Here is a 26,251-nt window from a genome sequence, read left to right as displayed (position 1 = left end):
CTAGGGCGCCGGGGAGTGCGCGGCGTTGGCTTGGTCGACCTCGGCCATGTGCTCCTCCGCCCACGCGCGCACGACCGCGAGCGCGCCTTCGAGGGAAAGGCCCAGCTCGGTGAGCCGGTAGTGGACGCGGGGCGGCACGGTCGGCTCCACGCGGCGGGCGACGAGCCCGTCACGGGCGAGGCTCTGCAGGGTCGCCGACAGCATCTTCTGGGAGACGCCGGGCATCCGCCGCCGCAGCTCGGCGAACCGCAGCTCGCCGGGCGCGGCCTCGGCGAGGACCTTGACCGCCATGGACGTCCACTTGGTGCCGATGCGGTCGAGGAGCCGGCGCGTCGGGCACGCGGGGTCGAACAGGTCCCCGCGCGTCCCCTTCGCGGTACCGGCCGGTGAGGAGGTCACCTGCGGCTCACCACCTGTCGTAGAAGTGCCGTCTGGCAGCCCGGACGGGAGTCACTTAGGCTCCCCTGGTAACCAATGGTAACCACGAAGGTGAGGCGCCATGCCGTCCTTGTCAGCTTCCGGCGGGTCCGTCCCGGGCGTCTCGCCGAGGCGGGTGGCCGCCAACGGCATCGAGGCCAACGTGGCCGTCGGCGGGCACGGACCGGCCGTCCTGCTGCTCCACGGCTTCCCGCACACCTGGCGGGTGTGGACGGAGGTCGTCCCCGAGCTGGTCCGGCGTCACCGGGTCATCGCGCCCGACCTGCGGGGACTCGGCGGGACCACCCGTGCGGCCGGCGGGTACGACGCCGCGGGGCTCGCCGCCGACGCCGAGGGGATCCTCGACGCCCTCGGGGAGGAGTCCGCGACGGTGGTCGCCATCGACGCGGGCGTGCCGCCCGCCTTCATGCTCGCCATGCGCCGCCCGCACCGGGTGCGGCGGCTCGTGCTGATGGAGGGGACGCTGGGTCCGCTGCCCGGCACCGAGGACTTCTTCGCGGACGGCCCGCCGTGGTGGTTCGGGTTCCACAGCGTCCCCGACCTGGCCGAAACCGTCCTGGCCGGGCACGAGGCCGAGTACATCGGCTGGTTCCTGGCGGCCGGGACGCGCGGCCGCGGAGTTCCGCGCGACATCCACGACGACTTCGTCCGCGCCTACACCGGAAGCGACGCCCTGCGCGGTGCGTTCGCCCACTATCGCGCCGCCCCCGCCAGCGCCCGGCAATTCCAGGACGCCGCCGCCTCGTCGCGGCTCACCATGCCGACGCTCGCGATCGGCGCGCGGCCCGTCGGCGACGCGCTGGAGCGGCAACTGCGGCCGCTCTCCGACGACCTGACCGGTCACCTCATCGAGGACTGCGGCCACATCATCCCGCTCGACCGGCCCGAGGAGCTCCTCTCCGTCCTGATGCCGTTCCTGGACTCGGACGGTTCCCGCCGGGCGCGCACGGAGGCCGGGTCGCGCGTTGTCTAGGATCGGACGCCGATCAGCGATGTGAGCGGCAGCGGGGGCCGAGGTGGAACCGACCGGCACGATGGCGGGGGACGGCTGGGAGGCGCACCGTCCGGCGGTGTTCGGGGCGGCCTACCGGATCCTCGGCAGCGTCGCCGAGGCCGAGGACGTGACGCAGGAGGTCTGGCTGCGCGCCGCCGCCGCGGACCTGTCCGGCGTGCGGGACCTGCGGGCCTGGCTGGTCACCGTCGCCGCCCGGACGTCCTACAACGTGCTGAAGTCGGCGCGCGTCCGGCGCGAGTCCTACGTCGGGCCGTGGCTGCCGGAACCGCTGCTGACCGGGCCAGACACCGCCGCGCGGGTGCTCATGGACGAGTCGGTGAGCACCGCGATGCTGGTCGTCATGGAGACGCTCACCCCGGCCGAACGCGTCGCGCTGGTGCTGCACGACGTGTTCGACTTCCCGTTCGCGCGGATCGCCGAGGTGCTCGGCGGCACGCCCGCCGCGTCCCGGAAGCTCGCCTCCCGGGCGCGGGCGCGGGTCGCCGCCGTCCGGGAGCGGCCCCGCGCGTCCAAGGCCGAGACCGAGCGGGTGCTCCGCGCGTTCAAGGCGGCGGCCGAGGCGGGCGACATGGCCGGGCTCGTCAAGGTGCTGCACCCCGAGGCCGTCTACGTCGCGGACGGCGGCGGCAAGGCGACCGCCGCGCGCAGGCCGGTCCACGGCGCGGAGCGGATCGCCCTGCTCGCGGTCAGGCAGCTCGAGATGCGGCGGCCGGACGCGGTCCGGATCGTCGAGGCCAACGGGCACCCGGCTCTGGCGACCTACCAGGGCGGCGCGCTGGTCTGGCTCGACACCGTCGAGGTCGCCGGCGGGCGGATCACCGCGTTCCGGAGGCTGGCCAATCCGGAGAAGCTCGCCCGCGCCGGTCACACCTGACCCGGCCGTCTTGTCTCCCTCGCGACTCCCCCGGATCCCACCGGGGGCGAGAGCGAGAGGACGGACGATGGCGCACGTTGTGATCATCGGGGGCGGGTTCGCCGGCGTGTGGAGCGCGGCGGGAGCGGCCCTGGCGCGCGAACGGGCGGGCGCGGACGCGGGCCTGCGCGTCACGCTCATCGCGCCGAACGAGCATCTGGTGCTCCGGCCGCGCCTGTACGAACCCGAGCCGGACCTGGCGAAGGTCGAGCTTCGCAGGGTCCTCGGCCCGATCGGTGTCGAGCACGTTCTGGCCTCGGTGAGCACGATCGACACTGGCCGCCGCGTGGTCGTGGCCGGCGGCCGCGAGATCGGCTACGACCGTCTCGTTCTGGCGGCGGGCAGCGCCCTCGTCCGGCCGCACGGCCTGCCGGGCGCCGAGAGGCTCTTCGACATCGACACGCTGGACGGTGCCCGGCGCCTCACCGATCACCTGCGCGGCCGCGAGGACTACGCCGCCGTGGTGGTCGGCGCCGGGTTCGTCGGGCTGGAGGCCGCGACCGCCCTCGCGGCCCGGGGCCGGGTGCTGCTGGTGGACCGGGCGCCGGCGGTCGGGGACCAGCTCGGCCCCGGCCCGCGTCCGGTGATCGAGGCGGCGCTGGACGACCTCGGCATCGAACGCCGCCTCGGCACGACGGTCACGCAGGTCGGCGAGGGACGCGCCGTCCTCTCCGACGGGACCGAGGTCGAGGCGGACGCCGTCGTCTGGTCGGTCGGCCTCCGGGCCAGCGGTCTCACCCGGCAGATCTCCGGCGACCTCGACCCGCTCGGGCGGGTGCCGGTGGACCGGCGGCTGCGCGCCCTTCCCGAGGTGTTCGCCGCCGGCGACACCGCCGCGGCGCCGTTCGACGCCGGGCACACGGTCATGCAGGCGTGCCAGCACGCGGTCCCGCTCGGCAAGGTCGCCGGTTACAACGCGGCCGCCGACCTGCTCGGCGCGCCGCTGCGCGACTTCACGCCCGGCCCGTACGTCACCTGCCTCGACCTCGGCGGCGCCGGCGCGGTCTTCACCCGGGGCTGGGAGCGGACGGTGATGGCCGCGGGCGCCGAGGGCGCGGCGGTCAAGAAGTGGATCAACGACCACATCCACCCGCCGGTCGACGACGGCGCGGAGATCCTCGCCGCCGCCGACCACGTCCATCTGGAGATCCCGTTCTTTCCGCGCGAAGGGACGGTCCCCGCCGCATGAGCCCGGCGGTCCAGGCGGGCCGGGCCCGCGCTCACAGGCCGAGCGCCGCCGACACCCGGCCCGCCAGCTCGTCCTCGGTCATGCCGACGTCGACCTCGATGCCGCACAGGCCCAGAGACCTCGTCTCCTCCCGGAGGCGCTCGGTGAACATCCGGTCGCGTTCGAGGAGGTTGCGCAGCGCCCGCTCCGGATCGCCGGTCCGGCGGGCGATGTCCCACGTCGAGCCCCTGCTGTCGAGCGCGGCCCGGCGGAACTCGGGCGTCGGGAGGAGCCAGACGGCCCGCCCGGGGACGTCGAGGAGCGGCGCGACCAGGTGCGGCAGCAGCCGGAAACCCTCGACGATCACGCACGGCTCCTCCGGCAGGCGCAGCAGATCCTCGACGATCAGCTCGAAGGCCTCGCCGCGGAACCAGTGGAACGTCTCGAGCATGGTCTCCGGCGTCCGGTTCACCCACCGCTCGTCCATGTCCATGGCCTTGAACTCGCTCAGGAACGGGCTGTCGCCGGGCGTGGTCCGGGCCGTGTGGTCCCCCATGACGGCGTCGGTCGCGTACAACCGGAAACCGTGCCGCTCCGCGAGGCGGCGGGCGATGGTCGACTTCCCCGCGCCCGACCCGCCGCCGATCCAGTAGACGTGCCGCAGCGCCCTCGCGCCGATCCCCTGGATCCCGCCGCCGTCGGTCATCGGCGGATGATCGCACTGCCGTGGAGGACCGGCAACCTCCGCGGCGAGCCGCCGGCGGACCGTCCCGCCGGACGGCGCCGGTTCGTCAGGCGGCGCCGGCGAGGACGTCGCGGAGCCTGCGCGCGAAGGCCTCCGGCTGCCCGGCGAAGCCGTGCTGACCGCCCACGAAGCCGCCATGGTGGCTCGGGAACACCGTTGCCCGCTGCCCGAGCAGGTCGGCCGCCGCCTCCGAGGTGCGCGCGGTGACGGTGCCCCGCGACTCCTCCCCCACCGCGATCACGATCCGCGTCGGCGCGGCGGTCAGCGCCTCGATGTCGGGCCGGTAGCCGCTGACCGCCCACGACACGTCCGAGAGGAGGGGGTCGCCGCGGGAGCCGTCGTCCTCCGCCGGCAGCCCGAACTGCGCGGGGTCGGGCGCGGGCGCGGCGAAGTAGCCGTCGGTGAACTCGCCCTGCCAGGAGGTCATCGCGATGAAGGCCGCCATGCCCGCACCCGCTCCCTTGGCCTCGTAGACGTCCCGGATGGCGGTCCGCGCGCGCTCGGCGGCAGCCGCGTCGGGCAGCAACGGGAGGAGCGGCGGCTCGTGCGCCACCAGCGTGGCCACGTCGTCGGGGTGGGCGGCGACGAGGGCGAGCGCGGTCACCGCGCCGCCGCTGCTGGCGAACATCTCGACGGGGCCCGCGCCCAGCGCCTTGATGAGCGCGTGCACGTCCGCGGCCTGGGTCTCCGGGTCGTGATCGGTCCTGCCGTCCTTGCGGGTGCTGCGGCCCAGACCGCGCGGGTCGTAGGTGACCACCGTGCGCTCGGTGAGGTGGGACGCCAGGTCGGCGAACCCGCCGGCGTCCATGGGCTGGCCGATCATGACCAGCGGCGGGCGGCCGTCCGAGGGCGGCAGCGGCCCCCGGACGTCGTAGACGAGGTCGGCCTCGGGGGTCACGAGGGTGTGGGTCTTCATGCCCGTACCGACTTGCGGTGCATCCGAAACTCATCGCCCCGAGAACGCGGCGCTACTCGGCGGGATTGGCCGCGAGCCAGTCGGTGTATCTGACCTCGCCGAGGGTCGCGCCGTCGGCCGGCACGAGGTCCGGCTCGCGCATGACGCTGCCGTAGTACTGCGCGTTCTGATCGGTGACGACCTCGCGCGGGTCGCCCCACGCGGCCAGGGCCTCGCGGAAGAACGCGTCCATCCGGAAGCGCTCGGGGCCGGCGATCTCGGCCCGCCCGTTCAGCGGCGCTCCCACCGCGGCCTTCGCGACCGCCTGGGCGACCTCCTCCCCCGCGATCGGCTGGAACAGCACTGGCGCCATCCGGACCGTGCCGCCGTCGGTGGCGGCGTCGGCGATCTGGTGGGCGAACTCGAAGAACTGCGTGGCGTGCACGAGCGAGAACGGGATGCCCGATTCCTCGATCAGCTTCTCCTGGGCGAGCTTCGCACGGAAGTAGCCGACGTCGGGCCGCTCCTCGGTGCCCACCACCGACAGCGCGACGTGGTGCCCCACCCCGGCCTTCCGCTCCGCCGCGAGCAGGTTGCCGGTCGAGGTCCGGAAGAAGTCGAGCACCGCCGCGTCCTCGAAGGACGGGGAGTTCGACACGTCGACCACCACGTCCGCGCCCGCCAGCGCCTCGTCGAGCCCCTCGCCGGTGAGCGTGTTCACGCCCGTGTTCGGGGAGGCCGGCACCGCCTCATGCCCCTGCTCGCCGAGCTTCGTCACGACCTTCGAGCCGATCAGGCCGGTGCCGCCGATGACCACGATCTTCATGCCGGGCTTCCCTTCCGTTCCGGTGACGTTCTTCGCCGCCCGTTCATCGGGCGAGCCGGGAGACTCAGGTCCGGGTGGGGTGCCATTCGAACACCAGGATGGTGGCGTCGTCGGAGAGGTGGCCGTCCTGGTAGGCGAGGATGTTGTTGACCAGGCGGCGCAGGGCCTCGGGGGCGGGCTCGCCGGCGGCGATGGCGCGGATGATGAAGTCGGCGAAGCGCTCCTGGCCGAAGCGCGTGCCGTCGGGCGCCTCGGCCTCGGTGACGCCGTCGGTGTAGAGCAGGACCCGGTCACCGGGCTGGAGCTGGACGGCGTCGACCCGCCAGGTGTGCTCGCCGGGGTCGCCGGTCAGCTGGTGGGCCGGGCCGAGCGGCAGCTGCGGTTCGCGGTCCAGCGCGTTCGGCACGAGGTTCTGGTCGCGCAGCAGCAGCGGCGTCGGGTGGCCGCAGTTGATCCAGGTCAGCGTGCCGCTGGACAGGTTCAGATGGGCGAAGACGCCGGTGAGGAACCGGTCGGGGAACCAGGCGGCGAGGTTCTGGTCGACGGTCGTGACGATCTCCTGCAGCGACCCGCTGCTGCTGCGGCGCACGTTCCGGCAGCTGGCCATGGCGACCGTGGAGGTCAGCCCCGACAGCAGGTCGTGGCCCATGGAGTCCAGGACGGTGATGTGCAGCTCCCCGTCGATCAGCGAGTGGTCGAACGCGTCGCCGCCGAGGTCGTAGGCGGGCTCGAGGACCGCGCTGGAGGTGACCTGGTCGGTCCCCATCGTGCGGGGCGGCATGTACGCCCACGCCATCTCCGCCTCGAGCTTCAGCGGCGCGCTGCGCTGCAGCCGCGAGTAGGCGTCGCTGTGGCCGCCCTTCCCGATCACGGCCAGGGCCAGCAGCGAGGCCAGGGTCCGGCAGACCTGCATCGTGGCCTGGTCGAGCGTGTCGGTCCGCACCTCCAGGACGCCGATGCGGTCCATCCCGTCGTTCATCGGCAGCCACAGCTGGAGGCCGCCGGCGCGGTGCTCGGCGGCCTGCAGCTGGCCGGTGCGGTAGGTGCGGCCGGCCTCGGTGTCGTCCACGCCCAGCCGCAGGGACGGCTGGTCGGGCCCCTCCGGCAGGGAGACCAGGGTGTTCTGGCGGAGGTCGGCCAGGTAGATGGTGATCGCCCGGACGCCCAGATCGGCCGCGTGGGCGTTGAACAGCGACGGCAGCCGGTCCGGCGACACGAAGTGCATCTCCTCCAGCAACAGGAGCAGGGTCCTCTCCTGCCGGTGGCTGGCAACCGCCTCCATGCATGCCCCCGGGTCGTGGTGCGTCGCTCCGGCGGATCGGTCGTCGGTGACACGGACCCTGCCCTCGGGCGCCGGGTCCGACCCGCGAACGCGCCTTCCTTGACCAATCCCGAAGCGGTGACCGACCGGCCCTTGACGTCACTCGTGGTGGGCGGCGGGCGGCTCCCGGCGCAGGCCGGTCATGATCGCGCGGAGGGCGTCGGCCGCGGCGCGGCGGGCCTCGTCCGGGTCGGGGGCGGCGCCGGCGGTCATGGCCGCCTCGCACAGCGCGCTGAACAGCAGGCGCGTCAGCATCGGGCCGGGCTCCACCGTCAGCTCTCCGGCGGCCGCCAGGTCGTCCATGAGCGCCTGGACCGCGGGCAGCCCCAGCTGCTCGTCCAGCTCGCGGCAGCGCTCGGCGCCCAGGGCGGTGGGGGCCTGCTGGAGCAGCGCGCGGTGCGCGGCGTCGGTGACGGTCCCGTCGAGGTAGGCGTCCAGGGCGGCGGTGAGGCGGGGCCAGGGCCGGTCATGCCGCAGGGCCGCGGCGGCGACGGCCTCGACGAGGTGCCGCTGGCGGTCGCGGAACACGGCCTCGAACAGGTGGGCCTTGTCGGTGAAGTGGTAGTAGACCGTGCCCTTGCTCACGCGGGCGGCGCCGGCGACGTCGTCGATGGTGGTCGCGGTGAACCCCTGCGCGGCGAAGAGCGCCGCGGCCGCGTCGAGCACCGCGGTCCGGGTCAGTTCCCTGTATTCGGCCCTCCGGCCCTTGACGGTCATGCCGACCAGGCTACAGTTACTGACTATGAGTCAGTTCTCGACTGAAGGTCAGAACGTGCTGGAGACGTCACGGGGCCCGCTGCGCTACTGGCGGACGGGCACCGGGACCGGGCCCGCCGTGCTCTTCCTGCAGGGCTTCCTCGCCGGGCCGGACGTCTGGTCCCCCGTGGTCGCCGAGCTCGCCGGACGGCACCGGTGCATCACCGTCGACTGGCCGTTCGGCGCGCACCGCGCGCCGATGCGGCCCGACGCCGACCTGTCCCCGCCCGGCCTCGCCGACCTGGTCGTCGAGGTCCTGGACCTGCTGGGCGAGAGCAGCGCCGTCCTCGCCGGCAACGACAGCGGCGGCGTCGTCGCGCAGCTGGTCACGGCCGCGCACCCGGACCGCGTCGCCGCGCTGGCACTGGTGGCCTGCGACGCCTTCGAGGTCTTCCCGCCCGGGATCTACCGGTGGCTGTTCCGCCTGGCCGCGGTCCCCGGCGTGGTGCGGTCGATGGCCGCCGCGATGAGCGTCCCGGCCATCGCCCGGTCCCGGCTCGGGTTCGGCGCCGTCATGGAGCACCGCCCCGGCTCGGTCTCGCACTGGACCGCGCCGCTCGCCGCCGACCCCGGCGTCCGCCGCGACATCACCAAGCTGATGACGGGGTCGTCCAACGCGCAGACCCTCGCCGCCGCCCGCACCTTCGCCAGCTACGACCGGCCGGTCCTGGTCGTCTCGGCCGAGCACGACCGGCTGTTCCCCGTGGCGCTCGGCCGGCGGCTGGCCGACGCCTTCCCCCGCGGACGCCTCGAAGTGGTCGGCGGGTCGGGGACCTTCGTGCCGCACGACCAGCCCGCACGGCTCGCCGAACTCCTCGGCGGCTTCCTGGCCGGGCAGGGCGTCCGATGACCCCCGGCGAGCTCCCCGCCGTGTTCGCCGCCGGCTGGGCGCTGCCCAAGCCCGACGCGTTCCTCGACCACTTCCGCCCGGTCATCGCGCCGGACGCGACGTTCGTCCAGCCCATGTTCCCCGACGCCCGCGGCATCGCCGCCATCGAGGACATGTTCCGCAAGCTGTTCGCCCTGTTCCCCGACGCGTCGCTCAGGGTCGTCGGCAGCGCCGTCCAGGGGGACACCGTCTACATCGAGTCCACCTGCACGGTGACGCTCGGCCGCAAGCCGGCCGAGTTCGACGTCTGCGACCGGTTCACCCTCGCCGACGGCGCCATCCGGACGCGCAGGTCCTTCTCCGACCCGCTGCCGCTCCTGCTCACCGGACTGCGCCGCCCCTCGGCCTGGCCCCGTCTCATCCGCAGCCGCATCTCCTAGGGAAGGCAGGGGCGTCAGAGGGCGTCGGTGAGGGCGCGGCGCAGGTCGGCGGCGTCGGTGAACGCGAGGGCGGGCCGATCCTGGACGGCCTCGTCCACCACGTCCGCCAGCGCCCGGGGCAGGGCCGGGTCGCGCTTCCGCAGCGGGACGGGACGGTCCTGCAGGACGATCTGCCAGGGGTCGCGCCCGCGCGGGAAGTCGCGCGGGTACCGGCCGGTGAGCAGCCAGTACAGGCAGGCCCCGGCCGCCCACAGGTCGACCTCGGGCCGGGCGTACTTGAAGTTGATCACCTGCTGGCGGGGCATGAACATCGGCTTGCCGGCGGCGGCCCCGGTGCGGGTGAGGCCGCTGAGCCCGGCTTGGTCGAACGCCTTCGCCAGGCCGAAGTCGCTGACCTTCGCGGTGCCGTCGCCCGCCAGCAGGATGTTGTGCGGGCTGAGGTCGCGGTGGACGATGCCCTCGCCGTGCGCGTGCCCCAGGCCGTCCAGCACCTCCAGCATCAGCGGGACCGCCTCGTCCACCGGCAGGACGCCGCCGTGCCGGGCCGCCAGCCGGTCCAGGCTGCCGCCGGAGCAGTACTCCATGGTGAAGAAGAACCCGTCGCCGTCAACGCCGATCTCGTGCAGCGACGCGATGTTCGGATGCCGGAGGCCGCGGGTGACCTCGGCCTCGCGCAGGAACCGCTCGCGCGCCGTCCGGCCGGCCGCCGCCTTGGGCAGCATCACCTTCAGCGCGACCTGGTCGCCGGTGCGCTCGTCGCGCGCCAGGTAGACCGCGCCCATCCCGCCGCGTCCCAGCTCCTCCAGCACCGTGAACCCGTCGAGCGGCACCGGGCTCCGTGCAGGACGCGCCGGCGCGGCGCGGCGGCAGTCCGCGCACGGGACGCCCGCGTCGGCGCCGTCCGGCAGCTCGGCGCCGCAGGACCCGCAGGACGGCGGGACCTCGATCCGCACCCGGAACACCGTCTCGCCGAGCGTGATCGTGTCCCCGTCGGCCAGGTCCCGCTCCGGATAGGACAGCGCCTTCGCCTCCTCGGGCGTGAGGCCCTTGTCCCGCTGGCCGATCTTCTCCCCGTTGACGTAGGTGCCGTTCAGGCTGCCGAAGTCGCGGACGCGCAGGTCGGGCGGGTTGATGTCGAGCAGGCAGTGGTGCCGGGAGATCGTGCGGTGCTCGCGGTCGTCGGGGACGCGCGGCGAGCAGTCCGGGGACCGGCCGATGACGCAGGTGGTGCGCTCGTCGAAGACGAACGCGCGGCCGCGCAGCGCGCCGGCGGTGACCTCCAACGTGACCGTCGCGGGCATCGGCCCCGTCACCCTCCCGCTGCTCGCCACCCGGACCCGCGTCGCCGCGGCGGCGCACAGCCTACGCCGCGCCGCGCCGGTTCGTCCTCCCGCCCGCGTCCCGCCGGTTCCCGTGCTCGCGGGAACATTCGTCCAATACAGGCGGCCCCGCGCCCGTGCACGGTGTCCCCATGAGCGAGCATGACGGTCACCTCTCGTGCGGGATGCACGTGGTCCACCACGGGCCGCGGCAGGCGCCGCCGCTGCTGCTCATCCACGGATCGGGGGCCTCGGGCGGCACCTGGAACCCGATGGTCCCGGCGCTCGCCGGCCATCATCACGTCATCCGGGTCGACCTGCCCGGCTGCGGCCAGTCGCCGCCCGCGCCCTCGTACGACGTCCCCGACCAGGCGGACCGTGTCGCCGCGCTGCTGGACGGGCTCGGCCTCCGCCGCGTCGCCGTGGCCGGGCACTCCAGCGGCGGCTACGTCGCGACCGCGCTCGCCGAGCGGCGTCCCGACCTCGCGGGCCCGCTCGTGCTGATCAGCAGCGGCCCGAGCCCCGGCGCGGTCCTGCCGCAGCCGTTCGCGATCCGGATCCTGCTGGCGCCGCCGCTCGGCGCGCTGCTGTGGCGGAGGCGTTCGGCCACGATGATCCGGCGCGGGATCGGCGCGACCGCCGCCGGCCCGGTGGACATCCCGGACGAACTCGTCGCCGGCGTCCAGACCATCTCCTACCGCACGATGAGGACGGTGCTGCGGCGCAACTCCGCGTACATCGCCGAGCGGACCGTGCCCGAACGCCTCGCCGACCTCGACGCGCCCGTGCTGGTGATCTTCGGGGACGGCGACCGCCGCTGGGACCCGGCGTCGGCCCGCCAGTACGACGCGGTGCCGAACGCGCGGGTCGAAATTCTGCCGGGCGTCGGGCACCTGCCCGTCCTTGAAGCGCCCGACGCGACCACCGAGCTGCTCCTGGACTTCACGGCGGCGAACCGCGGGCCGCTCGGCCGGTGAACCCGGAAACCTAGACTGGTCACATGCTCGAAACGGGGCCGCCGCCGGACTGGGCGCGGGTGGACATCGCCGTGCCGCGCCCGGCGGACCGCCTGCCCGGGATCAGCATGGCCGGGTTCCGGCAGCGCGTCCCCGCGGTCGCCGACATCGCCATGGTCGCGCACCCGTCCGTCACCCTGTTCATCGACCTGAGCGAGACGGACGGCCTCGCGTACAGCGCCCACGGCCGGCGGCGGCGCGGGAGCTTCGTCGCCGGGCTCCTCCCCGGCGACGTCCGGACGGGCGGCCGGGTGGGCGCGTGCCTCCAGATCCGGCTGGGGCCGGTCGCCGCGGCCGCGGTCCTCGGCGAAGCGGCCGAGCTCACGGGGACGGTGGTGCCCCTCGAAGACGTCTGGGGCCGGGACGCCGCGCGGGCCGAGGACAGGCTGCGCGCCGCCGCGTCGTGGGACGAGCGGTTCGCCATCGCGGCCGGCCTCCTGCTCCGCCGGCGGCCGGACGCCGGGCGGCGCGTCGACCCGGAGGTGGCGCACGTGTGGCGGCGGGCGTTCGCCGGACGGGGCCGGGTGCGGGTCGACGGCCTGGCGGACGAGGTCGGCTGGACCCGCAAGCGCCTGTGGTCGCGGTTCCGGGCCCAGCTCGGCACCACCCCGAAGCGCGCCGCGCAGCTGGTGCGCTTCGACCATGCCGCCCACCTGCTCGCGGCGGGGCATCCGGCCGCCGACGTCGCCGCGCGGAGCGGCTACGTCGACCAGTCCCACCTGAACCGGGAGGTCAGGACGTTCAGCGGGCTGACCCCGGCGGCCGTGGCCGCCGCGCCGTGGCTCGCGATCGACGACGTGGCCTGGCCGGCGCGCTGACGAGACCGCCGGCGCGCTGACGAGACCGGCGCGGCGACGAGGCCGGCGCGCCGGCAGGGCCGCCGGCGCGGAACCGGAGTCAGCCGCCTGTCGCCGCGGTGAGCTGGGCGAGCAGTTCGGAGGCGGTGATCGCGTCGAGGTCGCCGGACACCTGGACGCCGCCGATGGTGACGATCTCGGCGGGGTCGCGGTGGCCGATCGCGACCGCGGGCTCGAAGCCGAGCGCGACGGTGGCGCCGCCGGGAAGCCGGCGCGTCATCCCGTCGACGATCCCGGCGTCCGCCGGAACCTCGTGCTCCCATCCGCGCCGTTCGAGGCCGAGGAGGGTCCCGACCGGGACTTTCACCCCTTCGAACCGGGCGAGCCGCCCGGTCTCCCGTTCCTCGCGGGTGAGGGTGTGGACGGGCCGGTCGAGTTGCCGGAACGGCTGGGCGATCTCGTAGTCGGCGAACACCTCACCCCAGGCGGCGAGGTCGTCCGCGCTCAGGTCGAGACGGTGCGCGACGCGGACCCGCGCGGCGTCCGGGAGGGTGCGGGCGTCGTCGGCGGAGTCGGCGTAGGTGCCGTCCTCGGCGACCCGGAAGGCCGTCCCGTCGCCGGTGAGCCAGACCAGGCGGCGGGCGAGGTGGCCGAGCAGCGGGTGGCGGACCAGGAGCCGCTCGAAGTCGGCGCGGGACCAGGACCGGCGGGCGACCATCGCGTCCTCCAGCCGCCGCACCTGCCCGGCCGCCACCGCGCGGACGTCCTTGCGCAGCGCCGCGAACCGCGCGTACGCGGCGGGCGCCAGCCGAGGGTCGTCCTTGGCCGCGGGTTTGGGCAGGGCCTTGCGCGGCCGGCCGGACTCGTCCAGGACGAACGGTCTCAGCTGCTCGTCGAAGCCGACGGTGAAGCGGCGCGGGCCGTAGTCGAGGACGAGGCCGCCGCCGGCGTCGAGCCCGAAGTCCGGGACGAGGCGGTCTTCGAGCTCCTCCTGGCTGAGGCCCAGCGCGCCGGCGATCTGGTCGATCTTCTCCCGTGCCCGGTCCCGGAGCGCTTTGAACCGCTGCTTCTGAGAGATGCCGTGCAGATGCATGAGCGCGACGTCGGTGCCGATCTCGGCGAGGACGTCGAGCCCGGCGGCGGCGTTGCGGTGGCGGCTCTGGCCGGGCCACGCGCGGATCAGCGGGGCGAGGCGGCGGGCGGCCTCGTCGGCGCCGATGAGGCCGAGCTGGGTGAGCGCCCAGCCGTCCCTGGCGGGATGCCCGGCCGCCTCCCACCGCTCGAACACCGCCCAGGAGAACGCGGCGAGCGACTCCGGGTCGCAGGCCCGGACGACGTCGGCCAGGTCGGGGCGGCCACCGCCGGGCCGTTCGAGCGCGAGCGTCCGCAGCAGGTCGCGGGTCGCGGCCCGGGGCAGCGCCCGGTCCCGGCCGTCCATCAGGACCTGCGGCAGCAGCGCCGGGTCGGCCCAGTCACCGATCTTCGGCGCCCGGACCGAAGCCAGCTCCAGCGGGCCGGCGGTCAGCAGGCCGGCGATCCCGGCGGCGGCCTCGTTCCCGAAGGCGCGCGCAGCCTCGACGAGTGCCTCGCCGCCCTCGTTCCCGGCGATGTGCAGGAGCGCCGACTCGGCGGCCTGGCGCCCCTGCCCGACCGGGCCCAGGGCGGCCGGGATCAGCTGCCGCGCGGCGGCGAGCCCGTGCCGCGCGAGCCATGCGTGCGCGATGGGACGCCCGGACTTCAGCCGCAGCGCCCAGTCCGCCATGAGCCCGGCGATCTCCGGGGTGAGGAACGGCAGCAGGACGTCCCCGTCCGGCGCGGGCCGTCCGGCGACCGCCCTGACCAGCAGCGGGACGGCGGCGAGCTCGTAGCGGGCGGCGATGGCCTTCAACCCCCACCCGACCGGCGGCTCGCCGGCCGCCCACTCGGCGAACAGGGGCCGCACCAGGTCCTCGGGCCCTTCGGTGAACATGGTCTGGATCTCCCAGTGGGCGAGGCGCCCGGCCCGGTAGTCGGCGATCCTGGCGGCCCATGCGTCCCGGCTCCACCAGTGCGTCGCCGCGGACCACGCCTCCCGCTCGCCCGGCTCCCATCGCACGGCGGCACCGTCCGGCGGGACGAGCCCGTCGACCACCACGGCCTCGCGTTCGCGGCGCCGGCGCTTCCACGGCGGGTTCGCCAGCGACGCGGGGACCTCGCGCGCCGCCGCGTCGGGGATCAGCGACGCCGCCGTCTTCCCGCCGGCCAGGCCGGGGTGGGCCGTCAGGTGCTCGTCCAGCAGTTCGGTCGCGACGGCGGCGGCCTTGCCGGTCGCGGCCGCCGCGTCCTTGAGCAGCCGTGCCGCCCGCTCGGGGAACCGCTTCATCGCCGCCGCCAGCGCGGGCCTGACGCGTTCCTTGCCGGCGCGGTCCAGGAGCGCTTGGAACGCCTCGTCGGTCGGCAGGATCGCCAGTGTCTCGGCCGTGTTCTTGCGGGCCTTGGCGTTGTGAGCGGAGTCGTGGGCCTCGGCCAGGAGCGGCGCGAGCGCGGCGCCCACGCCGTCCACGGCGGTGGTCAGGAGGTCGGCGTTCGTCGCGTGCCAGTCCAGCGCGCCGAGCAACGGCAGCTGCGCGGCGGACCCGATGGAGCACCACAGCATCCAGGAGTACCGGTAGTCCCCCGATCCGCCGAACTCCGCGAGCACCTCGTCCACCCAGTCCTGGCGGGTCGGCACGAGGTAGGCGGTCACGAGCCGCAGCAGCACGTTCTCGCGGCACTCCCCCAGCCGCTCCACCGCCCGCTCGTACTCGGCGTCATCCGCCACCGCGAGGACGGCGCGCATCCGCCGCAGGGCGCCCCGCGTCCCCCACCAGTGGCCGTACCGCGCCACGGGGTCCCGCAGCCGGACCCACGCCTCGCTCCTGACGCCCTGCTCGATCCACTGCCACGCGGGCTCGGCGCGGCTGATGCCCGCGACGGCCGCAGCGGCGAACGCGGCGCCGCGCTCGGCGCACCAGGCGTCCACGAGCCGCGTGTGCGGTTCGTGCCGCCAGTCCTCGTGGCGGACGGCGATCTGCCCGGCCACCGCGGCGCCGAGCGGGTCGTCCTCCCCGTCCAGGTAGCGCCGCGCCGCCGCGACCAGCCCGGGATCGCTCTTCGGGTTCCCGAGCGTCTCGTCGACGTCGCCCGCCTGCGCCCGGATCTTCTCGCGCAGCTCCTCGCCCGCCGCGGGGTCGAGCCTCAGCGCCGTACCGGGCGTCCCGCCCCGCCGCGGATGCACCCGGCGCCGCCACGCCGGCGGAATGACCAAGATCCCTTCGTCCATGCCGCCGAACCGTAGGCCCTACCCCTGACAAGACCTCGCCGCGGCGCCGGCCGTCACGCGACGGGCGCGGTGTGGATCGAGACGGGACGGGTGGCCGCGTCGTAGGCGGCCCTGGACCCGGTGGCGCCCATGCCGCTGTCGCCCGCCGGTTCGTACAGGCGCTCGGGACCGCCGCCCTGCCACTGGTTCACCCAGATGACCCCGGCCGGGATGGACCGCGCCGCTGTCATGTGCGCGGGGTCGTCGGTGTAGACGGTGGCGGCGAGGCCGAACCGCGTCCTGGCGGCCCTGGCCAGGCCCTCCTCGAAGGAGTCGACGACCGCGACCGGGGCGAGCGGGCCGAAGGTCTCCTCGGTCATCACGAGCATGGAGTCGTCCACGCCGGTGAGCACGGTCGCGGGGTAGAAGAAGCCCTTGCCCTCGGGCGTCGTCCCTCCGATGCGGACGGTCGCGCCGCGCTCGACGGCGTCGGCGACGTGCCGTTCCACGATCTCGCGCTGCCGCCGGTCGACGAGGGGGCCCAGCACCGTCGTCTCGTCGCGGCCGTCACCGAGGGTGTAGGTCGCGGCGGCGTCCACGAGCGCGTCGATGAACGCGTCGGCGATGTCCCGGTGCACGTAGATGCGCTCCATGGACGTGCAGATCTGGCCCGAGTTGGCGAACGCGCCGAACGCGACGGCCGCGGCGGTGGCGGCCGGGTCCACGCCGGCGTCGACGACCACCGGGTCCTTCCCGCCGAGTTCGAGGATGGCGCGGTTCAGCCGTCCGCCGGTCTCGGCGCCGACCTGGCGGCCCGCCTCGACGGAGCCGGTGAAGTGGACGAGCCCGACCCGCTCGTCCGCGACCAGCGGCACGCCGGCCCGGGAGTCGCCGTGCACGAGGTTCACCACGCCGGGCGGCAGGCCGGCCAGCTCGAGCAGCCGCACCGCCGACATCGGGGACCGCTCGGACGGCTTGACCACGACGGTGTTCCCGGCGGCGAGCAGCGGACCGAGCGCGCCGAGCGTCATCGGCACCGGGAAGTTCCACGGGACGATGACCGCCGCGACGCCGACCGGTTCGCGCAGGATCGCGGTGGTGCCGCCGCCCGGCCCGGCGACCGTCTCCTCGAACGGGTAGTCGAGGGCCTCGGCCACGGCGGCCTTGAACGCGAGCGCCGCGCCGGCGATGAAGGTCGTGCCGAGCGCGACGGGCTTGCCCATCTCGGCGCACTCGATCTCCGCGAGCTCGGTGGCGTGCTCGGCGACCGCGTCCGCCCACCGGGTCAGCCGCGCCGCCCGCTCGGCGACGGGCAGCGCCGCCCAGGCCGGCTGCGCCTGCGCGGCCGCGTCCACGGCCAGCCGGACGTCCTCCGGGGAGCCGCTGGGGCAGCGGGCGACGGCCTCCCCGGTCGCCGGGTCGACCACCTCGTGGAACGCGTCGCCGCGGGTGGCGGCCGAGCGTCCGCCGATCAGGTTCTGCAGGGTCTTCACTGGGGTGCTCCTTGCCGCTCTGCTGCGTCCGGGGGTCAGGCGAGGCGGTCGGCCATGAGCTCGCCGGCCATGATCGACGCCAGGTTCGTGTTGGCCCGCGGGACGGACGGGAAGATCGAGGCGTCCACCACGCGCAGCCCCGCGAACCCGCGGACGCGGCACGCCGGATCCACCACCGCCGACTCGTCGTCCTCCGACCCCATCCGGCAGGTGCTGGTGCCGTGCTGGGCGTCGACCGCGGTGGCCAGCAGGTGGTCGCCGAGCTTCGCGTCGTCGTCCAGGACCGCGAACAGCCGGCCGTTGACGGCCTCGACCGACCCGTTCACGACGGCGGCGGCCTCGGAGCCGCGCGCCAGCTCGACCAGGGCGCGGACGCCGTCGCGCAGGCGCGCCAGGTCGCGCTCGTCCGACAGCATCCGTTCCCGGACCTCGGGCTGTACCTGCGGGTCGGCGGACGCCAGCGTCAGCACCCCGCGCGAAAGGGTCTGGTTCAGCCACACGCCGAAGCCGCCCGACGGGAACCGTGTGTCGGCGCTCTCCATCGCCAGCACGTTCATGTTCAGCGACACGAACATCATGTCGTGGGCGAGCCCGGGGGTGCCGCTGCTGTAGCGGACGCAGACGTTGGTGTGGCGGTCGTCGGCCGTCTTGACCGCGGCCTCCGCGGTCAGCGGCAGCCCGACGACGATCATCGGATGGTCCTGCAGGCCGCGGCCGACGGGCAGGTCGGCCCGCACCTCGACGCCGAGGCGGCGCAGGTCCGCGGCCGGGCCGATGCCCGACCGCAGCAGGATCGCGGGCGAGTGGATCACTCCGGCGCTGAGGACGATCTCGTCGGCGTGCTCCGTCACGGCCGTGCCGCCGGTGACGACGCGGACGCCGACGGCCCGGTCGCCCTCGAACACGACGCGGTCCACCAGGGAGTCACCGCGGACGGTGAGCCCGGGCAGCGACCGGGCCGGTTCGAGGTAGCCGTCGTTGACGGTGACCCGGCGCCCGGCCCGCGAGTTGATCGGGTACGGCGAGACGCCGGCCGCACCGGGCGCGTTCACGTCCGGGGCCCAGGCGTGCCCGGCGGCCCGCGCCGCCGCGGCAAGCGCGCCGTCGACGCCGCCCCACCGCTCCCGCGGCATCCGGAAGATCGGGGTCGGGCCGCCGCGCCCGTGGTAGGGCTCGTCGCCGAACTCCTCGTCGTCCTCCAGCCGCGCGAAGTACGGCAGGACGTCCTCGGGCGACCAGCCGGCGCATCCGGCGGCGGCCCAGTCCGCGAAGTCCTCCATCGGCGGGCGGATCGCGATCTGCCCGTTGACCGACGAGCTGCCGCCCGCGCCGCGTCCGCGCCAGTAGGGCGCCTGCGGCTGCGCGTCCGTCCGGGACGCGTTGACGCCGTCCCAGACCAGCCCGGCGACGGCGGCCGGGTCCATCAGCGCGCGCGCCGGGTTCGGCGAGCGCCACGCCTCGTGCATCTGCGCGGACCTGTAGTCGGGCCCAGCCTCAAGGAGCAGGACGCGCTTGCCGCGCTCGGCCGAGCGTGCGGCGAGGGCCGCGCCGGCGGACCCCGCCCCCACGACGATGACGTCCCAGCCCGTGTCCCTCACGGCGAACCTCCTGCGTTCGGCGGGAGCGCGGATCCGCGGATGTCCGGACCGCTGCTGGGCGGTAGACTGCCTCCTTGAGGAAAGTTCAGTCAAGAGTGAACTTTCGTTTTCTTCTGATCGATGGGAGCTCCGGCCGTGTCGAGCCTCGCCTGCGACGATGCCACCGGCGACGCGAACGCCCTGATCGACGACTTCGGCCGGCACATCGGCCGCGCGATGGGCTGGCCCCCGATGGCCGGACGCACCGCGGCCGTCCTGATGCTCGGCGACGCCCCCATGACCATGGCGGAGTTGCAGGCGGCGCTGGACGCCAGCAAGGGCTCGATGTCGGAGATGACGCGCCTGCTGGTGGAGAACGGGACCGTCCGGCGGTTCAAGCAGCCCGGCTCCCGCCACTACGTCTACGAATGGCGCGACGACGCCTGGGCCGGCTGCCTCCAGCACCAGCTGGACGCGACGGCCGAACTGCTCGCACTGGCCGAGAGCGCGCACGCGCGCAGCACCGGCCTGCCCGGACGCCAGCGCGAACGGCTCCGCCAGATGCACGAGTACTACACCTTCATGGTGAGCAGCCTCGAAGCCCTCCTAGCCCAGTACAAGGAATCCCGCTAGCGGAGAGCGGCGGCCCTGGCCGAGGCTGAGCCGGGGCTAAGCCGCCGCGCGGGCCGTCACTCCGGCGCGACCGTCTTCAGAGCCTTCTCGCCGGACACGATGTCGTCCGCCAAAGGCATCACCACGGCCGCGATCTCGGCGATGGTCGCCTCCGGGACGCCCGCCGCGGCGAGCGACGCCACCAGGTGCCCGGCCACCCGGTCGAAATGGTCGCGCTCGATCCCGAGCCCGCGATGGACGTCCTTCATCGTCCGGCCCCCGTACACCGCCGGGCCGCCGAGCGCCTGCGCGAAGAACTCGACCTGCCGGCCCTTCACCTTGCCGAGGTTCATGCCGGTGAAGAACGCGTTCAGCGCGGCGTCGGCGAGGATCCGGTCGTAGAGGTCGTCCACCACGGCGGTCAGGGCCGCCTCGCCGCCGATCGACTCGTAAATGCTCATGTCGTCCTCCGTGCTGGTCGGATGGTTCGAGGGCGGCGCCGCGTCACCCGCCGGGCGACGTCGACGGCTCCGGCTGCGTGGGGGTCGTCTGCTGCTTGCCGTCGGGGTCGGTCATGCTCTCGTTGGCCGCGCCGATCGAGGTGACCTCGGTGACCTTCCAGGTCCCGTGGCTGCGGGCGAGCTTCATGTCGAGGTAGGAGCCGAGGACGCTGCGGGTCCCGGCGGTGCTGTGCACCTCGCTGTCCATCACGACGACGGCGCGGGCGTTGCTCCCGTCGACGTCGCCGATGTAGACAGTGCGGACGGTGGCGGACGCGTCCGCCTTGAGCTTGGTGATGATGCCTTCGAGCCCGCCGGTGAAGGCCTGGTCGTAGGTCTTGGCGAAGTCGTCCGACGCCAGGGACAGCACCCTGTTGCGGGCGGCCTGGAGCCGGGTGTGGTCGTAGCTGAGCAGCGCCTGCCCGAACCTGCCCGCGCTGTCGCCGACCTGCCGCCGCACGTCCTCGCGGGTGTCGGCCTTGTCCGCCCGGTGCCACTGCAGGCCGGCGGTGACGATCGAGGCGATCAGGACCGCGACGACGAGGAGCCTGGCGGCGACCTGCCCGGTCAGCAGGCCGGCGATCCGCCCGCGCCGCCCCGCCCGGCCTTCGGGCGCGGCCGCCTCGTCGGCCTCGGTCTCTTCGGCCTTCGACTCTTCGCTGCCGGTCTCTTCGGCGTCGGTCTCTTCGCTTTCGGTCTCTTCGGCGTCGGTCTCTTCGGCGTCGGCAGCGGTGCCTTCGGTGTCGGTCTCTTCGGCGGACGGCGAGCGGATGTCCTCGGTGGTGTCGGTCTTCACTGGTCCTCCATTCATCGGCGGGCGCCGGATCGGCGGCGCACGAGCGTCCTGGCGACGTTGGCGGCGACGGCCAGCACCACCACAGCGGCGAGCGCGGGCGGCAGCAGGGGCAGTGCGCGCGACAGCGGGGAGCGGCGGTCGCCGTCCGCGCTGACCGGACGGGTCGCGAGCGCGGCGGGCGTCCGATCCCGCGCGGGAGCCTTCGCGACCGGGCCGCTCCCGGAGCGCGGCTCACCGCCGGACTTCGCGGAGCCCTTCCCGGCGGTCGCGGGGCAGAGGGCGAGGGCCGGCGCGTTGGGCTTGGGCGTCGGGGTGGCGTACTCGGCGGCCTGCGGCGGGCCCGCCACGGTGATCACCGCGGTGGTGCGCAGGGCGCTGCCCTTGCCTTCCTTGACCCGGACGTCCGATACCAGCGCCTGGAGCGTCGGGACCATCCGCAGGACGTGGTTGATCTTGGCCTGGTTGGCGGCGTCGAAGACCGGCGCGGTCGGGACGGCGGCCGCCGACAGCAGGCAGTCCAGGCCGGGCCGGGCGGACTCCAGGAGCGCGTCGAGGTCGCCGAGGGTGCCGGGCCCCTGCGCCAGGACGCTGTCGAGGTCCTGGCGCGCCTGGCGCATCGTCGCGGTGAACGCGGCGAGGTCGTTGACGCCGGAGACCAGCTGGTAGCGGTGCCGGGTGAGGGTGCCGGTGAGCTGGGTGAGCTGCGTGGCGAGGGCGTCGAGCGTGGGGGCCTCGGCGGCGAGCGTCGCGGTGAGCCGGTCGGTGTCGCCGATCATGTCGTGGAGCGCGGTGCCGCGGCCCTGGAGTCCGGTCGCCGCCTCGTGGAACAGGGTCCGCGCGTCGCGCGGGTCGACGGCCTTGAGCGTGTCGCTGAGCCCGGTGAACAGCTGCTTGTAGTCGGTGGTGCCGGACGTCCGGGCGAGGGGGATGTGGTCGCCGGCCTTGAGGTATCCCCCGCCCGGCGTCTTCGGCGAGGTCAGTTCGATGTAGGGCTCGCCGATCGCGGACTTGCGGAGCACCTGCGCGCCCGCGCCCGCCGGGACGTGGACGCCGCGGTCCATCTCGATGCGGACCTCGACGTGGCCGTTGCGCAGTGTCACGCCGCCGACGCGCCCGACCTTGACGCCGAGGTGGGTGACCTCCAGGTCGCTGTGCAGGCCGGGTGAGGAGGCGAAGTCGGCGGTCACCGGGAAGGGCCGCTCCAGGGCGTCGACGGTGATGATGTTGCGGACGGCCCAGACCGCGAGGAGCGCGCCGAGCAGCGCGAAGAAGACGAGATTGACGACGATCCGCGGCTGCTTGACCTGCGGGAGCTTCAACGGCGGTGTCCTCATGGTCGTGGTCCGAGGAGTCCGGTCAGCGACCGCGCCTGCGGGCGGGCCGCGGCGGGCGCCTTGCCGGTCGTCTTGCCGGACGACGGCAGGAAGCCCTTGATCCAGATGAACAGCAGGGCCTGGCCGCTGGAGGAGACGGACGGGCCGCGCAGGAACGTCAGCACGTTGGCGGCGATCGCCTTCAGGTCATCGCGGCCGCGCAGCGCCGCGGCGAGCAACTGGTCGGCGCGTCCCAGCAGGACGGCCAGCCGTTCGGCGTGCCGCTGCTGCACCTTCGCGTTGACCGAGCGGGCGAGCTGTTCGAGCCGCTGGATGGAGACCTTGATGCGGTGGCGCTCGTCCTGGAGCCGCCGGGTGGCGAGGGCGACGTTGCCGGGGAGCCGGCCGAGGTCGCTCTTGCCCTTCTCCAGGGAGTCGCCGAGCCTGCCGAGGGAGTCCAGGGCGCGGCCGAGGTCGGCGCTGGCGGCGGCGTAGCCGTCGGTGACGTCGGCGGCCCGCTTGATCAGCGTGTTGAGCTCGCGGCCCTTGCCGTCGAGCGCGGTCGCGGACTCGCCGGCGATGGTGGCGAGGTCCTGCCCGCCGAGCGCGGCGATCAGCGGCCCGACCTTCTCGCTGACCTGCTCCAGGTCGGGCTGGACGGAGGTCCGGACGATCGCGGCGCCGCTGCGCAGGAACGGCCCGGTGCGCATGTCGCGCCCCGGCGGGAGGTCCAGCCGGACGTAGTTCTCGCCGAGCAGCGACGACTTGGCGATCGTGGCGGTGGTGCCGACCGGGATGCGCCGGTCGCTCTTCAGCGACATGGTCACCTTGGCGCGGTAGCCGGACAGCCCGATCGCGGTCACGGTGCCGACCCGCACGTCCGAGACCTGGACGCTGTGGCCGACGACGAGGCTCTGCACGTCGTCGAACGTCGCCGAGAGGGTCATGCCGCCGCGCGGAGCCCCGACCGTCTGGAGCGAGCATCCGCCCGCACCGGCGGTCAGCGCGGCGGCCAGGGCGCAGCAGGCCACGGCGTGGCGTCTCATTTGCCCGCCTTTCCGTTCGGCACGCAGTTGCCGAGCGCCGGGTTGTCCGGGACGCAGGGCACCGTGCCCCAGCCCATCGCGGTGAAAAGCGGCTGGAGCCAGGTGCGGAGGGTGGCGTGGACGAGCACGCGGATGGTGGCGACGTGCTGCTTGCGGTTCCACGCCTTCACCGCGACGTCGGCGAACTGGCCGAGGCCCTGGATGGCCTGGTTGAGCCCCTGCGCGTTGCCCTTGAGCGTGAGGACGATGTTGGACAGGTCCGCGACGGTGCTCGGCAGCGTCTCGCGGTAGTCGGTGATGAGGACGTCGCTCTTGCGGATGGCGGCGGCGAGTCCGGCGACGAAGTCGCGCAGTTTCGTCCGTTCCTCGGAAAGCGTGCCGCTGGTGGTGGAGAACGAGGCGATGAGCTGCGACAGCTGCTTGTCGCGCCCGTTGAGGCTCGCCGCGACCGCCCGGAGGTTCTTCGCCAGCGAGGCGATCCGCCGGTCCTGGGCGGCGAGGTCGCCGGTCAGCCGGGACGTGGCGCCCAGCGCGACGTTGATGTCGCCGCCGTGGCCGCGCAGGCCGTCCGCGCCGCGGTGCAGGGCCGAGCCGAGCTGCTTCGGGTCGATGGAGCGGTTCAGCTTGGCGAACGCGTCGAGCGCCTCGTCGATCTCGACGGGCAGCTCGGTGCGCGACTGCGGGATGACGGCGCCGGGCGCGGCCCTGCGCATGCCGGGTTTCCAGACCGGGTGGAGCAGCACGTATCGCTCGCCGAGCGCGTTGTCGGAGGCGATGGCGGCGTGCACGCCGTCGGGCAGCGGCACCGACCGCTTGACGGCGAGGTCCACGCGGACGCGCGTCTGCTCGTCCTTGATGGAGGTGATCGTGCCGGAGTCGGCGCCCATGACCTTCACCCGGGACCGCTCGTACAGCGACGGCGTCTTGGCGAAGTAGACGGTCAGCTTGTAGGTGCCGCCACCGCCGGTCACCGTGCATCCGCCCGTGGTCGCGGCGAGCACCAGTGCCGCGAGCGCCGGGACGAGGCGTCGCATCATCGTTCTCCCTGGGGGGCGAGGCGGGCGAGCTGCGCGAGGTCCTGCGGGGACAGCGGGCCGAGCCCGGTCGCGACGACCTCCAGCCACGGCCCGTAGCCGCCGGTTCCGGCGAGGCCGCTGAGCGTGGGGCCCGCCCAGGCGAGCAGGTCGTTGAACGCGCCGGTCTGCGGACGGAGCGTGCCGAGCGTGCCGCGCAGGTCGGACATGACCGCCACCAGTTGCGCCTGGTGGTCGTCGATGAGCTTGGTGAGGGCCGCCACGGTGCGGCTGCCGCCGCCGAGGAACGCCGCCAGCTCCGCCTTGCGCCGCTGCAGCTCGTCCAGCATCGCCTGGATGTTGCCGAGCAACCGGTCGAGCTGCTGGTCCTTGGCATGCGCGAGGGAGAGGATGCGGTCGCCGCCGGCGAGCATCCGCTTGATCTGCGGGCTGGAGCCGTCGACCGTCTCGGCGAGCCTCGACAGGTTGACGAGGGTGCGGGACAGGCGCCCGCGGTGCTCGGCGTCGACGCCCTGCAGCTCCGAGACGATCTTGTTGATGGACCGGGTGTCGAGCCGCGCGACCGTCCGCGTGGAGGTGTTGAGGACGTCGTTGACCGTGGTCGGCACCTGCGTCCGCTCGAGCGGGATGCGCCGCTTCGCGGGCGGCAGGTCGGCCAGGTGCGGGGTGGTGACGGCGCCGGACAGCCGCAGGTACCGGCCGCCGAGGATGTTCGCCACCTCGATCTGCGCGCTGGTGGACGGCCCGAGGTCCACGCCGGAGTCGACCTTCCAGGTGACGAGCACCCGGCCGCGCCGGAAGTCCGGGCGGACGCCGGTGACCTCGCCGACGCGGACCCCGGCCACCCGGACGTCGTCGCCGGAGGAGAGCCCGCCGGTGTCGGCGAACACGCCGGTGACGGTGTAGCGGTCCCGGAGCAGGCCCTCCGTCCCGACCAGGAACACCGACACGAGGAGCAGGACCAGGGCCGTCGCCGACACCAGCCCGACGACGATCTTGTTGCGGTCGCGGAAGGACTTCAGTGCCACGTGCCGCCTCCGACCATGAGGTTCTCCAGGGCGCCCGCCGAGTCGATCGGCCTCCCGCCCTCCCTCGGACCGGGGAGCCGCGTCGGGTACGGGCACGGCGGTGCGGCGAGGCTGAGGCAGGGCACGGCCACCTCGATGTAGCGGCCGTTGTCGACGGCGGCGAAGATGTGCTGCAGCTTCGGCGTCGCCGACCCGAGCACGTTCGCGACGGTCTCGTCGTTGCGGTGCACGCCGGCGGTGAAGGTGGAGAGCTTCGCGATGACGTCGGCGAGCCGGTCGCCGTTGCCCGCGAGGACGGCGTCGGACGTGCGGGCCAGCGCGGCGAGCTGCACGATCGTGTCGTCGATCAGCCGCCGGTTGTCGGCGAACGCGCCGCTGAGGCTGACCAGGTCGTCGGTGGCCGCGCTGATCTGCTTGTCGCGCCGCGCGATGAGCTCGGTGACGGTCGCGTAGTCCGACAGCATCTGCTTGAGGGTCGCGCGGCGCTCGGCGATCGTGGACGACAGCCGGTCGACGTTCCCGACGAGCCGGTCGATGTCGTCGGCGTTGCCGTCCAGGGCTTGCGCGAGCGAGGTGAGCACCGTGTTCACCTGCTTCGGGTCGAGGCTTTTGGTGAGCGGCGCGAGCCCGTCCAGCAGCGCGCTGCCGTCGACGACGGACCGGGTGCGGGTGATGTGGGCGCCGGGGCGCATCCTCGCCGGGCTCGTGCCGGGGATGAGGTAGACGACGCGGCGTCCCATCGCGTCCCGCCACCGGATCGCGGCCTCGCTGTCGGACGGCACCCGCACCGAGTCGCGGACGGTCATGTCGACTCGGGCGCGGCCGTCCACGACCCGCACCCCGTCGACGCGGCCGACCGGCGCACCGGCGATCTTGACCTGGTCGCCCTTCGACAGGCCGCTCGCGTCGTCGAAGGTGGCCGACACGTGCCAGCCGCCGCCGAGGCCGACCCGCGCGATCTGCATGCCGATGAACAGCGTGAGGAACCCGGTCACCAGCAGGAACGCGGTCAGCCGGACGATGACGCCGGCGCGCGCCCGCGCCTGCTCGCTCAGCCGCGCCCTGCCGGGGCGGGCCGCACCGAGGCGGGCCAT

The 26,251-nt window shown here is 74.3% G+C and carries 25 protein-coding genes; 8 read left to right on the top strand and 17 right to left on the bottom strand.

The window, feature by feature from the left end:
- Window positions 1-399: a helix-turn-helix domain-containing protein gene (locus AB0C78_RS27180; RefSeq protein WP_360752938.1), complete on the bottom strand. Its 399-nt coding sequence runs from the start codon at window positions 397-399 to the stop codon at window positions 1-3.
- A gap of 100 nt (window positions 400-499) precedes the next feature.
- Between AB0C78_RS27180 and AB0C78_RS27175 the strand changes: the two genes are divergently transcribed.
- The 3 genes from AB0C78_RS27175 to AB0C78_RS27165 all read left to right on the top strand — a co-directional run bounded on the left by AB0C78_RS27175 (window position 500) and on the right by AB0C78_RS27165 (window position 3,555).
- Window positions 500-1,411, top strand: coding sequence for an alpha/beta hydrolase (locus tag AB0C78_RS27175; RefSeq protein WP_360752936.1), 912 nt, complete (start codon window positions 500-502; stop codon window positions 1,409-1,411).
- A 43-nt stretch (window positions 1,412-1,454) separates the two neighbouring features.
- Window positions 1,455-2,327 (top strand): RNA polymerase sigma factor SigJ, encoded by an 873-nt coding sequence (sigJ, locus tag AB0C78_RS27170; RefSeq protein ID WP_360752933.1) that lies wholly within the window; start codon window positions 1,455-1,457, stop codon window positions 2,325-2,327.
- A gap of 67 nt (window positions 2,328-2,394) precedes the next feature.
- Window positions 2,395-3,555, top strand: coding sequence for an FAD-dependent oxidoreductase (locus AB0C78_RS27165; RefSeq protein WP_360752930.1), 1,161 nt, complete (start codon window positions 2,395-2,397; stop codon window positions 3,553-3,555).
- A gap of 31 nt (window positions 3,556-3,586) precedes the next feature.
- On the opposite strand, the gene AB0C78_RS27160 is transcribed toward AB0C78_RS27165, so the two are convergent.
- From AB0C78_RS27160 to AB0C78_RS27140, 5 genes are all read right to left on the bottom strand, one after another.
- Window positions 3,587-4,240, bottom strand: coding sequence for a hypothetical protein (locus AB0C78_RS27160; RefSeq protein WP_360752927.1), 654 nt, complete (start codon window positions 4,238-4,240; stop codon window positions 3,587-3,589).
- Window positions 4,241-4,325: 85 nt separating this feature from the next.
- Window positions 4,326-5,195, bottom strand: a complete 870-nt coding sequence (locus AB0C78_RS27155; RefSeq protein ID WP_360752924.1) for an alpha/beta hydrolase — start codon at window positions 5,193-5,195, stop codon at window positions 4,326-4,328.
- 52 nt (window positions 5,196-5,247) lie between these two features.
- Window positions 5,248-6,000: an SDR family oxidoreductase gene (locus AB0C78_RS27150; protein ID WP_360752921.1), complete on the bottom strand. Its 753-nt coding sequence runs from the start codon at window positions 5,998-6,000 to the stop codon at window positions 5,248-5,250.
- Window positions 6,001-6,064: 64 nt separating this feature from the next.
- Entirely contained in the window at window positions 6,065-7,282 is a 1,218-nt protein-coding gene (locus AB0C78_RS27145; RefSeq protein WP_360752919.1) for a PP2C family protein-serine/threonine phosphatase, read from the bottom strand.
- A gap of 138 nt (window positions 7,283-7,420) precedes the next feature.
- On the bottom strand, window positions 7,421-8,038 hold the full coding sequence (locus AB0C78_RS27140) for a TetR/AcrR family transcriptional regulator (protein WP_151538709.1): 618 nt from the start codon (window positions 8,036-8,038) through the stop codon (window positions 7,421-7,423).
- 55 nt (window positions 8,039-8,093) lie between these two features.
- Here AB0C78_RS27140 and AB0C78_RS27135 point away from each other — a divergent pair, with 55 nt between their 5' ends.
- Window positions 8,094-8,927, top strand: a complete 834-nt coding sequence (locus AB0C78_RS27135) for an alpha/beta hydrolase (protein ID WP_360752916.1) — start codon at window positions 8,094-8,096, stop codon at window positions 8,925-8,927.
- Window positions 8,924-9,346 carry a nuclear transport factor 2 family protein gene (locus tag AB0C78_RS27130; protein ID WP_360752914.1) on the top strand — a complete coding sequence of 141 codons (423 nt, stop codon included), beginning with the start codon at window positions 8,924-8,926 and terminating at the stop codon, window positions 9,344-9,346. Before AB0C78_RS27135 ends, AB0C78_RS27130 begins: the two co-directional genes overlap by 4 nt.
- A 14-nt stretch (window positions 9,347-9,360) precedes the next feature.
- Here AB0C78_RS27130 and AB0C78_RS27125 read toward each other — a convergent pair whose 3' ends face one another.
- The gene (locus tag AB0C78_RS27125) at window positions 9,361-10,647 is read right to left on the bottom strand and encodes a protein kinase (protein ID WP_360752912.1); all 1,287 of its coding nucleotides are present in this window, start codon (window positions 10,645-10,647) and stop codon (window positions 9,361-9,363) included.
- Window positions 10,648-10,817: 170 nt separating this feature from the next.
- Here AB0C78_RS27125 and AB0C78_RS27120 point away from each other — a divergent pair, with 170 nt between their 5' ends.
- Together AB0C78_RS27120 and AB0C78_RS27115 are read left to right on the top strand one after the other, a co-directional pair.
- A complete protein-coding gene (locus AB0C78_RS27120) occupies window positions 10,818-11,642 on the top strand; it encodes an alpha/beta hydrolase (RefSeq protein WP_360752909.1) in 825 nt (274 codons plus the stop codon).
- Between the two features lie 23 nt (window positions 11,643-11,665).
- Complete coding sequence (locus tag AB0C78_RS27115; protein ID WP_360752906.1) at window positions 11,666-12,499, top strand: helix-turn-helix domain-containing protein; 834 nt, start codon at window positions 11,666-11,668, stop codon at window positions 12,497-12,499.
- Window positions 12,500-12,578: 79 nt separating this feature from the next.
- Here the strand turns inward: AB0C78_RS27115 and AB0C78_RS27110 are convergent, their stop codons facing one another.
- From AB0C78_RS27110 to AB0C78_RS27100, 3 genes are read right to left on the bottom strand one after another with little or no spacing between them, the layout of a single operon-like run.
- Window positions 12,579-15,779: a DUF4132 domain-containing protein gene (locus AB0C78_RS27110; protein ID WP_360752903.1), complete on the bottom strand. Its 3,201-nt coding sequence runs from the start codon at window positions 15,777-15,779 to the stop codon at window positions 12,579-12,581.
- 53 nt (window positions 15,780-15,832) lie between these two features.
- On the bottom strand, window positions 15,833-17,251 hold the full coding sequence (locus tag AB0C78_RS27105) for an aldehyde dehydrogenase family protein (RefSeq protein ID WP_360752901.1): 1,419 nt from the start codon (window positions 17,249-17,251) through the stop codon (window positions 15,833-15,835).
- Between the two features lie 35 nt (window positions 17,252-17,286).
- Window positions 17,287-18,849, bottom strand: a complete 1,563-nt coding sequence (locus AB0C78_RS27100; RefSeq protein WP_360752899.1) for a GMC family oxidoreductase — start codon at window positions 18,847-18,849, stop codon at window positions 17,287-17,289.
- 120 nt (window positions 18,850-18,969) lie between these two features.
- On the opposite strand from AB0C78_RS27100, the gene AB0C78_RS27095 reads away from it, so the two are divergent.
- Entirely contained in the window at window positions 18,970-19,461 is a 492-nt protein-coding gene (locus AB0C78_RS27095; protein ID WP_360752896.1) for a hypothetical protein, read from the top strand.
- Window positions 19,462-19,517: 56 nt separating this feature from the next.
- Here the strand turns inward: AB0C78_RS27095 and AB0C78_RS27090 are convergent, their stop codons facing one another.
- The 7 genes from AB0C78_RS27090 to AB0C78_RS27060 are packed head-to-tail and all read right to left on the bottom strand — an operon-like array spanning window position 19,518 to window position 26,251.
- On the bottom strand, window positions 19,518-19,901 hold the full coding sequence (locus AB0C78_RS27090) for a group 1 truncated hemoglobin (protein WP_360752894.1): 384 nt from the start codon (window positions 19,899-19,901) through the stop codon (window positions 19,518-19,520).
- Between the two features lie 43 nt (window positions 19,902-19,944).
- Window positions 19,945-20,736: a hypothetical protein gene (locus AB0C78_RS27085; protein WP_360752891.1), complete on the bottom strand. Its 792-nt coding sequence runs from the start codon at window positions 20,734-20,736 to the stop codon at window positions 19,945-19,947.
- An 11-nt stretch (window positions 20,737-20,747) separates the two neighbouring features.
- Window positions 20,748-22,055, bottom strand: a complete 1,308-nt coding sequence (locus AB0C78_RS27080) for an MCE family protein (RefSeq protein WP_360752888.1) — start codon at window positions 22,053-22,055, stop codon at window positions 20,748-20,750.
- Window positions 22,056-22,066: 11 nt separating this feature from the next.
- Window positions 22,067-23,095 carry an MCE family protein gene (locus tag AB0C78_RS27075; protein ID WP_360752886.1) on the bottom strand — a complete coding sequence of 343 codons (1,029 nt, stop codon included), beginning with the start codon at window positions 23,093-23,095 and terminating at the stop codon, window positions 22,067-22,069.
- Entirely contained in the window at window positions 23,092-24,132 is a 1,041-nt protein-coding gene (locus AB0C78_RS27070) for an MCE family protein (protein WP_360752883.1), read from the bottom strand. The genes AB0C78_RS27075 and AB0C78_RS27070 overlap by 4 nt, the downstream gene beginning before the upstream one ends.
- Window positions 24,129-25,157, bottom strand: a complete 1,029-nt coding sequence (locus AB0C78_RS27065) for an MlaD family protein (RefSeq protein WP_360752881.1) — start codon at window positions 25,155-25,157, stop codon at window positions 24,129-24,131. Before AB0C78_RS27065 ends, AB0C78_RS27070 begins: the two co-directional genes overlap by 4 nt.
- The gene (locus tag AB0C78_RS27060) at window positions 25,148-26,251 is read right to left on the bottom strand and encodes an MCE family protein (protein ID WP_360752878.1); all 1,104 of its coding nucleotides are present in this window, start codon (window positions 26,249-26,251) and stop codon (window positions 25,148-25,150) included. Before AB0C78_RS27060 ends, AB0C78_RS27065 begins: the two co-directional genes overlap by 10 nt.

The sequence above is a fragment of the Actinomadura sp. NPDC048394 genome, from assembly GCF_040651755.1.
In the GTDB taxonomy this organism is placed as follows: domain Bacteria; phylum Actinomycetota; class Actinomycetes; order Streptosporangiales; family Streptosporangiaceae; genus Spirillospora; species Spirillospora montaniterrae.
Note: the sequence above shows the minus strand (reverse complement) of the source record. Positions and strands in the feature narration are given on the sequence as shown.

What these genes read in the sequence shown, in the direction of transcription:
- AB0C78_RS27095 (WP_360752896.1), top strand. Translation starts at nt 18,970, where the DNA reads ATGGGAGCTCCGGCCGTGTCGAGCCTCGCCTGCGACGATGCCACCGGC.
- AB0C78_RS27130 (WP_360752914.1), top strand. Translation starts at nt 8,924, where the DNA reads ATGACCCCCGGCGAGCTCCCCGCCGTGTTCGCCGCCGGCTGGGCGCTG.
- AB0C78_RS27110 (WP_360752903.1), bottom strand. Translation starts at nt 15,779, where the DNA reads ATGGACGAAGGGATCTTGGTCATTCCGCCGGCGTGGCGGCGCCGGGTG.
- AB0C78_RS27125 (WP_360752912.1), bottom strand. Translation starts at nt 10,647, where the DNA reads ATGCCCGCGACGGTCACGTTGGAGGTCACCGCCGGCGCGCTGCGCGGC.
- AB0C78_RS27145 (WP_360752919.1), bottom strand. Translation starts at nt 7,282, where the DNA reads ATGGAGGCGGTTGCCAGCCACCGGCAGGAGAGGACCCTGCTCCTGTTG.
- AB0C78_RS27075 (WP_360752886.1), bottom strand. Translation starts at nt 23,095, where the DNA reads ATGAGACGCCACGCCGTGGCCTGCTGCGCCCTGGCCGCCGCGCTGACC.
- AB0C78_RS27070 (WP_360752883.1), bottom strand. Translation starts at nt 24,132, where the DNA reads ATGATGCGACGCCTCGTCCCGGCGCTCGCGGCACTGGTGCTCGCCGCG.
- AB0C78_RS27140 (WP_151538709.1), bottom strand. Translation starts at nt 8,038, where the DNA reads ATGACCGTCAAGGGCCGGAGGGCCGAATACAGGGAACTGACCCGGACC.
- AB0C78_RS27120 (WP_360752909.1), top strand. Translation starts at nt 10,818, where the DNA reads ATGAGCGAGCATGACGGTCACCTCTCGTGCGGGATGCACGTGGTCCAC.
- AB0C78_RS27150 (WP_360752921.1), bottom strand. Translation starts at nt 6,000, where the DNA reads ATGAAGATCGTGGTCATCGGCGGCACCGGCCTGATCGGCTCGAAGGTC.
- AB0C78_RS27165 (WP_360752930.1), top strand. Translation starts at nt 2,395, where the DNA reads ATGGCGCACGTTGTGATCATCGGGGGCGGGTTCGCCGGCGTGTGGAGC.
- AB0C78_RS27115 (WP_360752906.1), top strand. Translation starts at nt 11,666, where the DNA reads ATGCTCGAAACGGGGCCGCCGCCGGACTGGGCGCGGGTGGACATCGCC.
- AB0C78_RS27060 (WP_360752878.1), bottom strand. Translation starts at nt 26,251, where the DNA reads ATGGCCCGCCTCGGTGCGGCCCGCCCCGGCAGGGCGCGGCTGAGCGAG.
- AB0C78_RS27155 (WP_360752924.1), bottom strand. Translation starts at nt 5,195, where the DNA reads ATGAAGACCCACACCCTCGTGACCCCCGAGGCCGACCTCGTCTACGAC.
- AB0C78_RS27090 (WP_360752894.1), bottom strand. Translation starts at nt 19,901, where the DNA reads ATGAGCATTTACGAGTCGATCGGCGGCGAGGCGGCCCTGACCGCCGTG.
- AB0C78_RS27175 (WP_360752936.1), top strand. Translation starts at nt 500, where the DNA reads ATGCCGTCCTTGTCAGCTTCCGGCGGGTCCGTCCCGGGCGTCTCGCCG.
- AB0C78_RS27160 (WP_360752927.1), bottom strand. Translation starts at nt 4,240, where the DNA reads ATGACCGACGGCGGCGGGATCCAGGGGATCGGCGCGAGGGCGCTGCGG.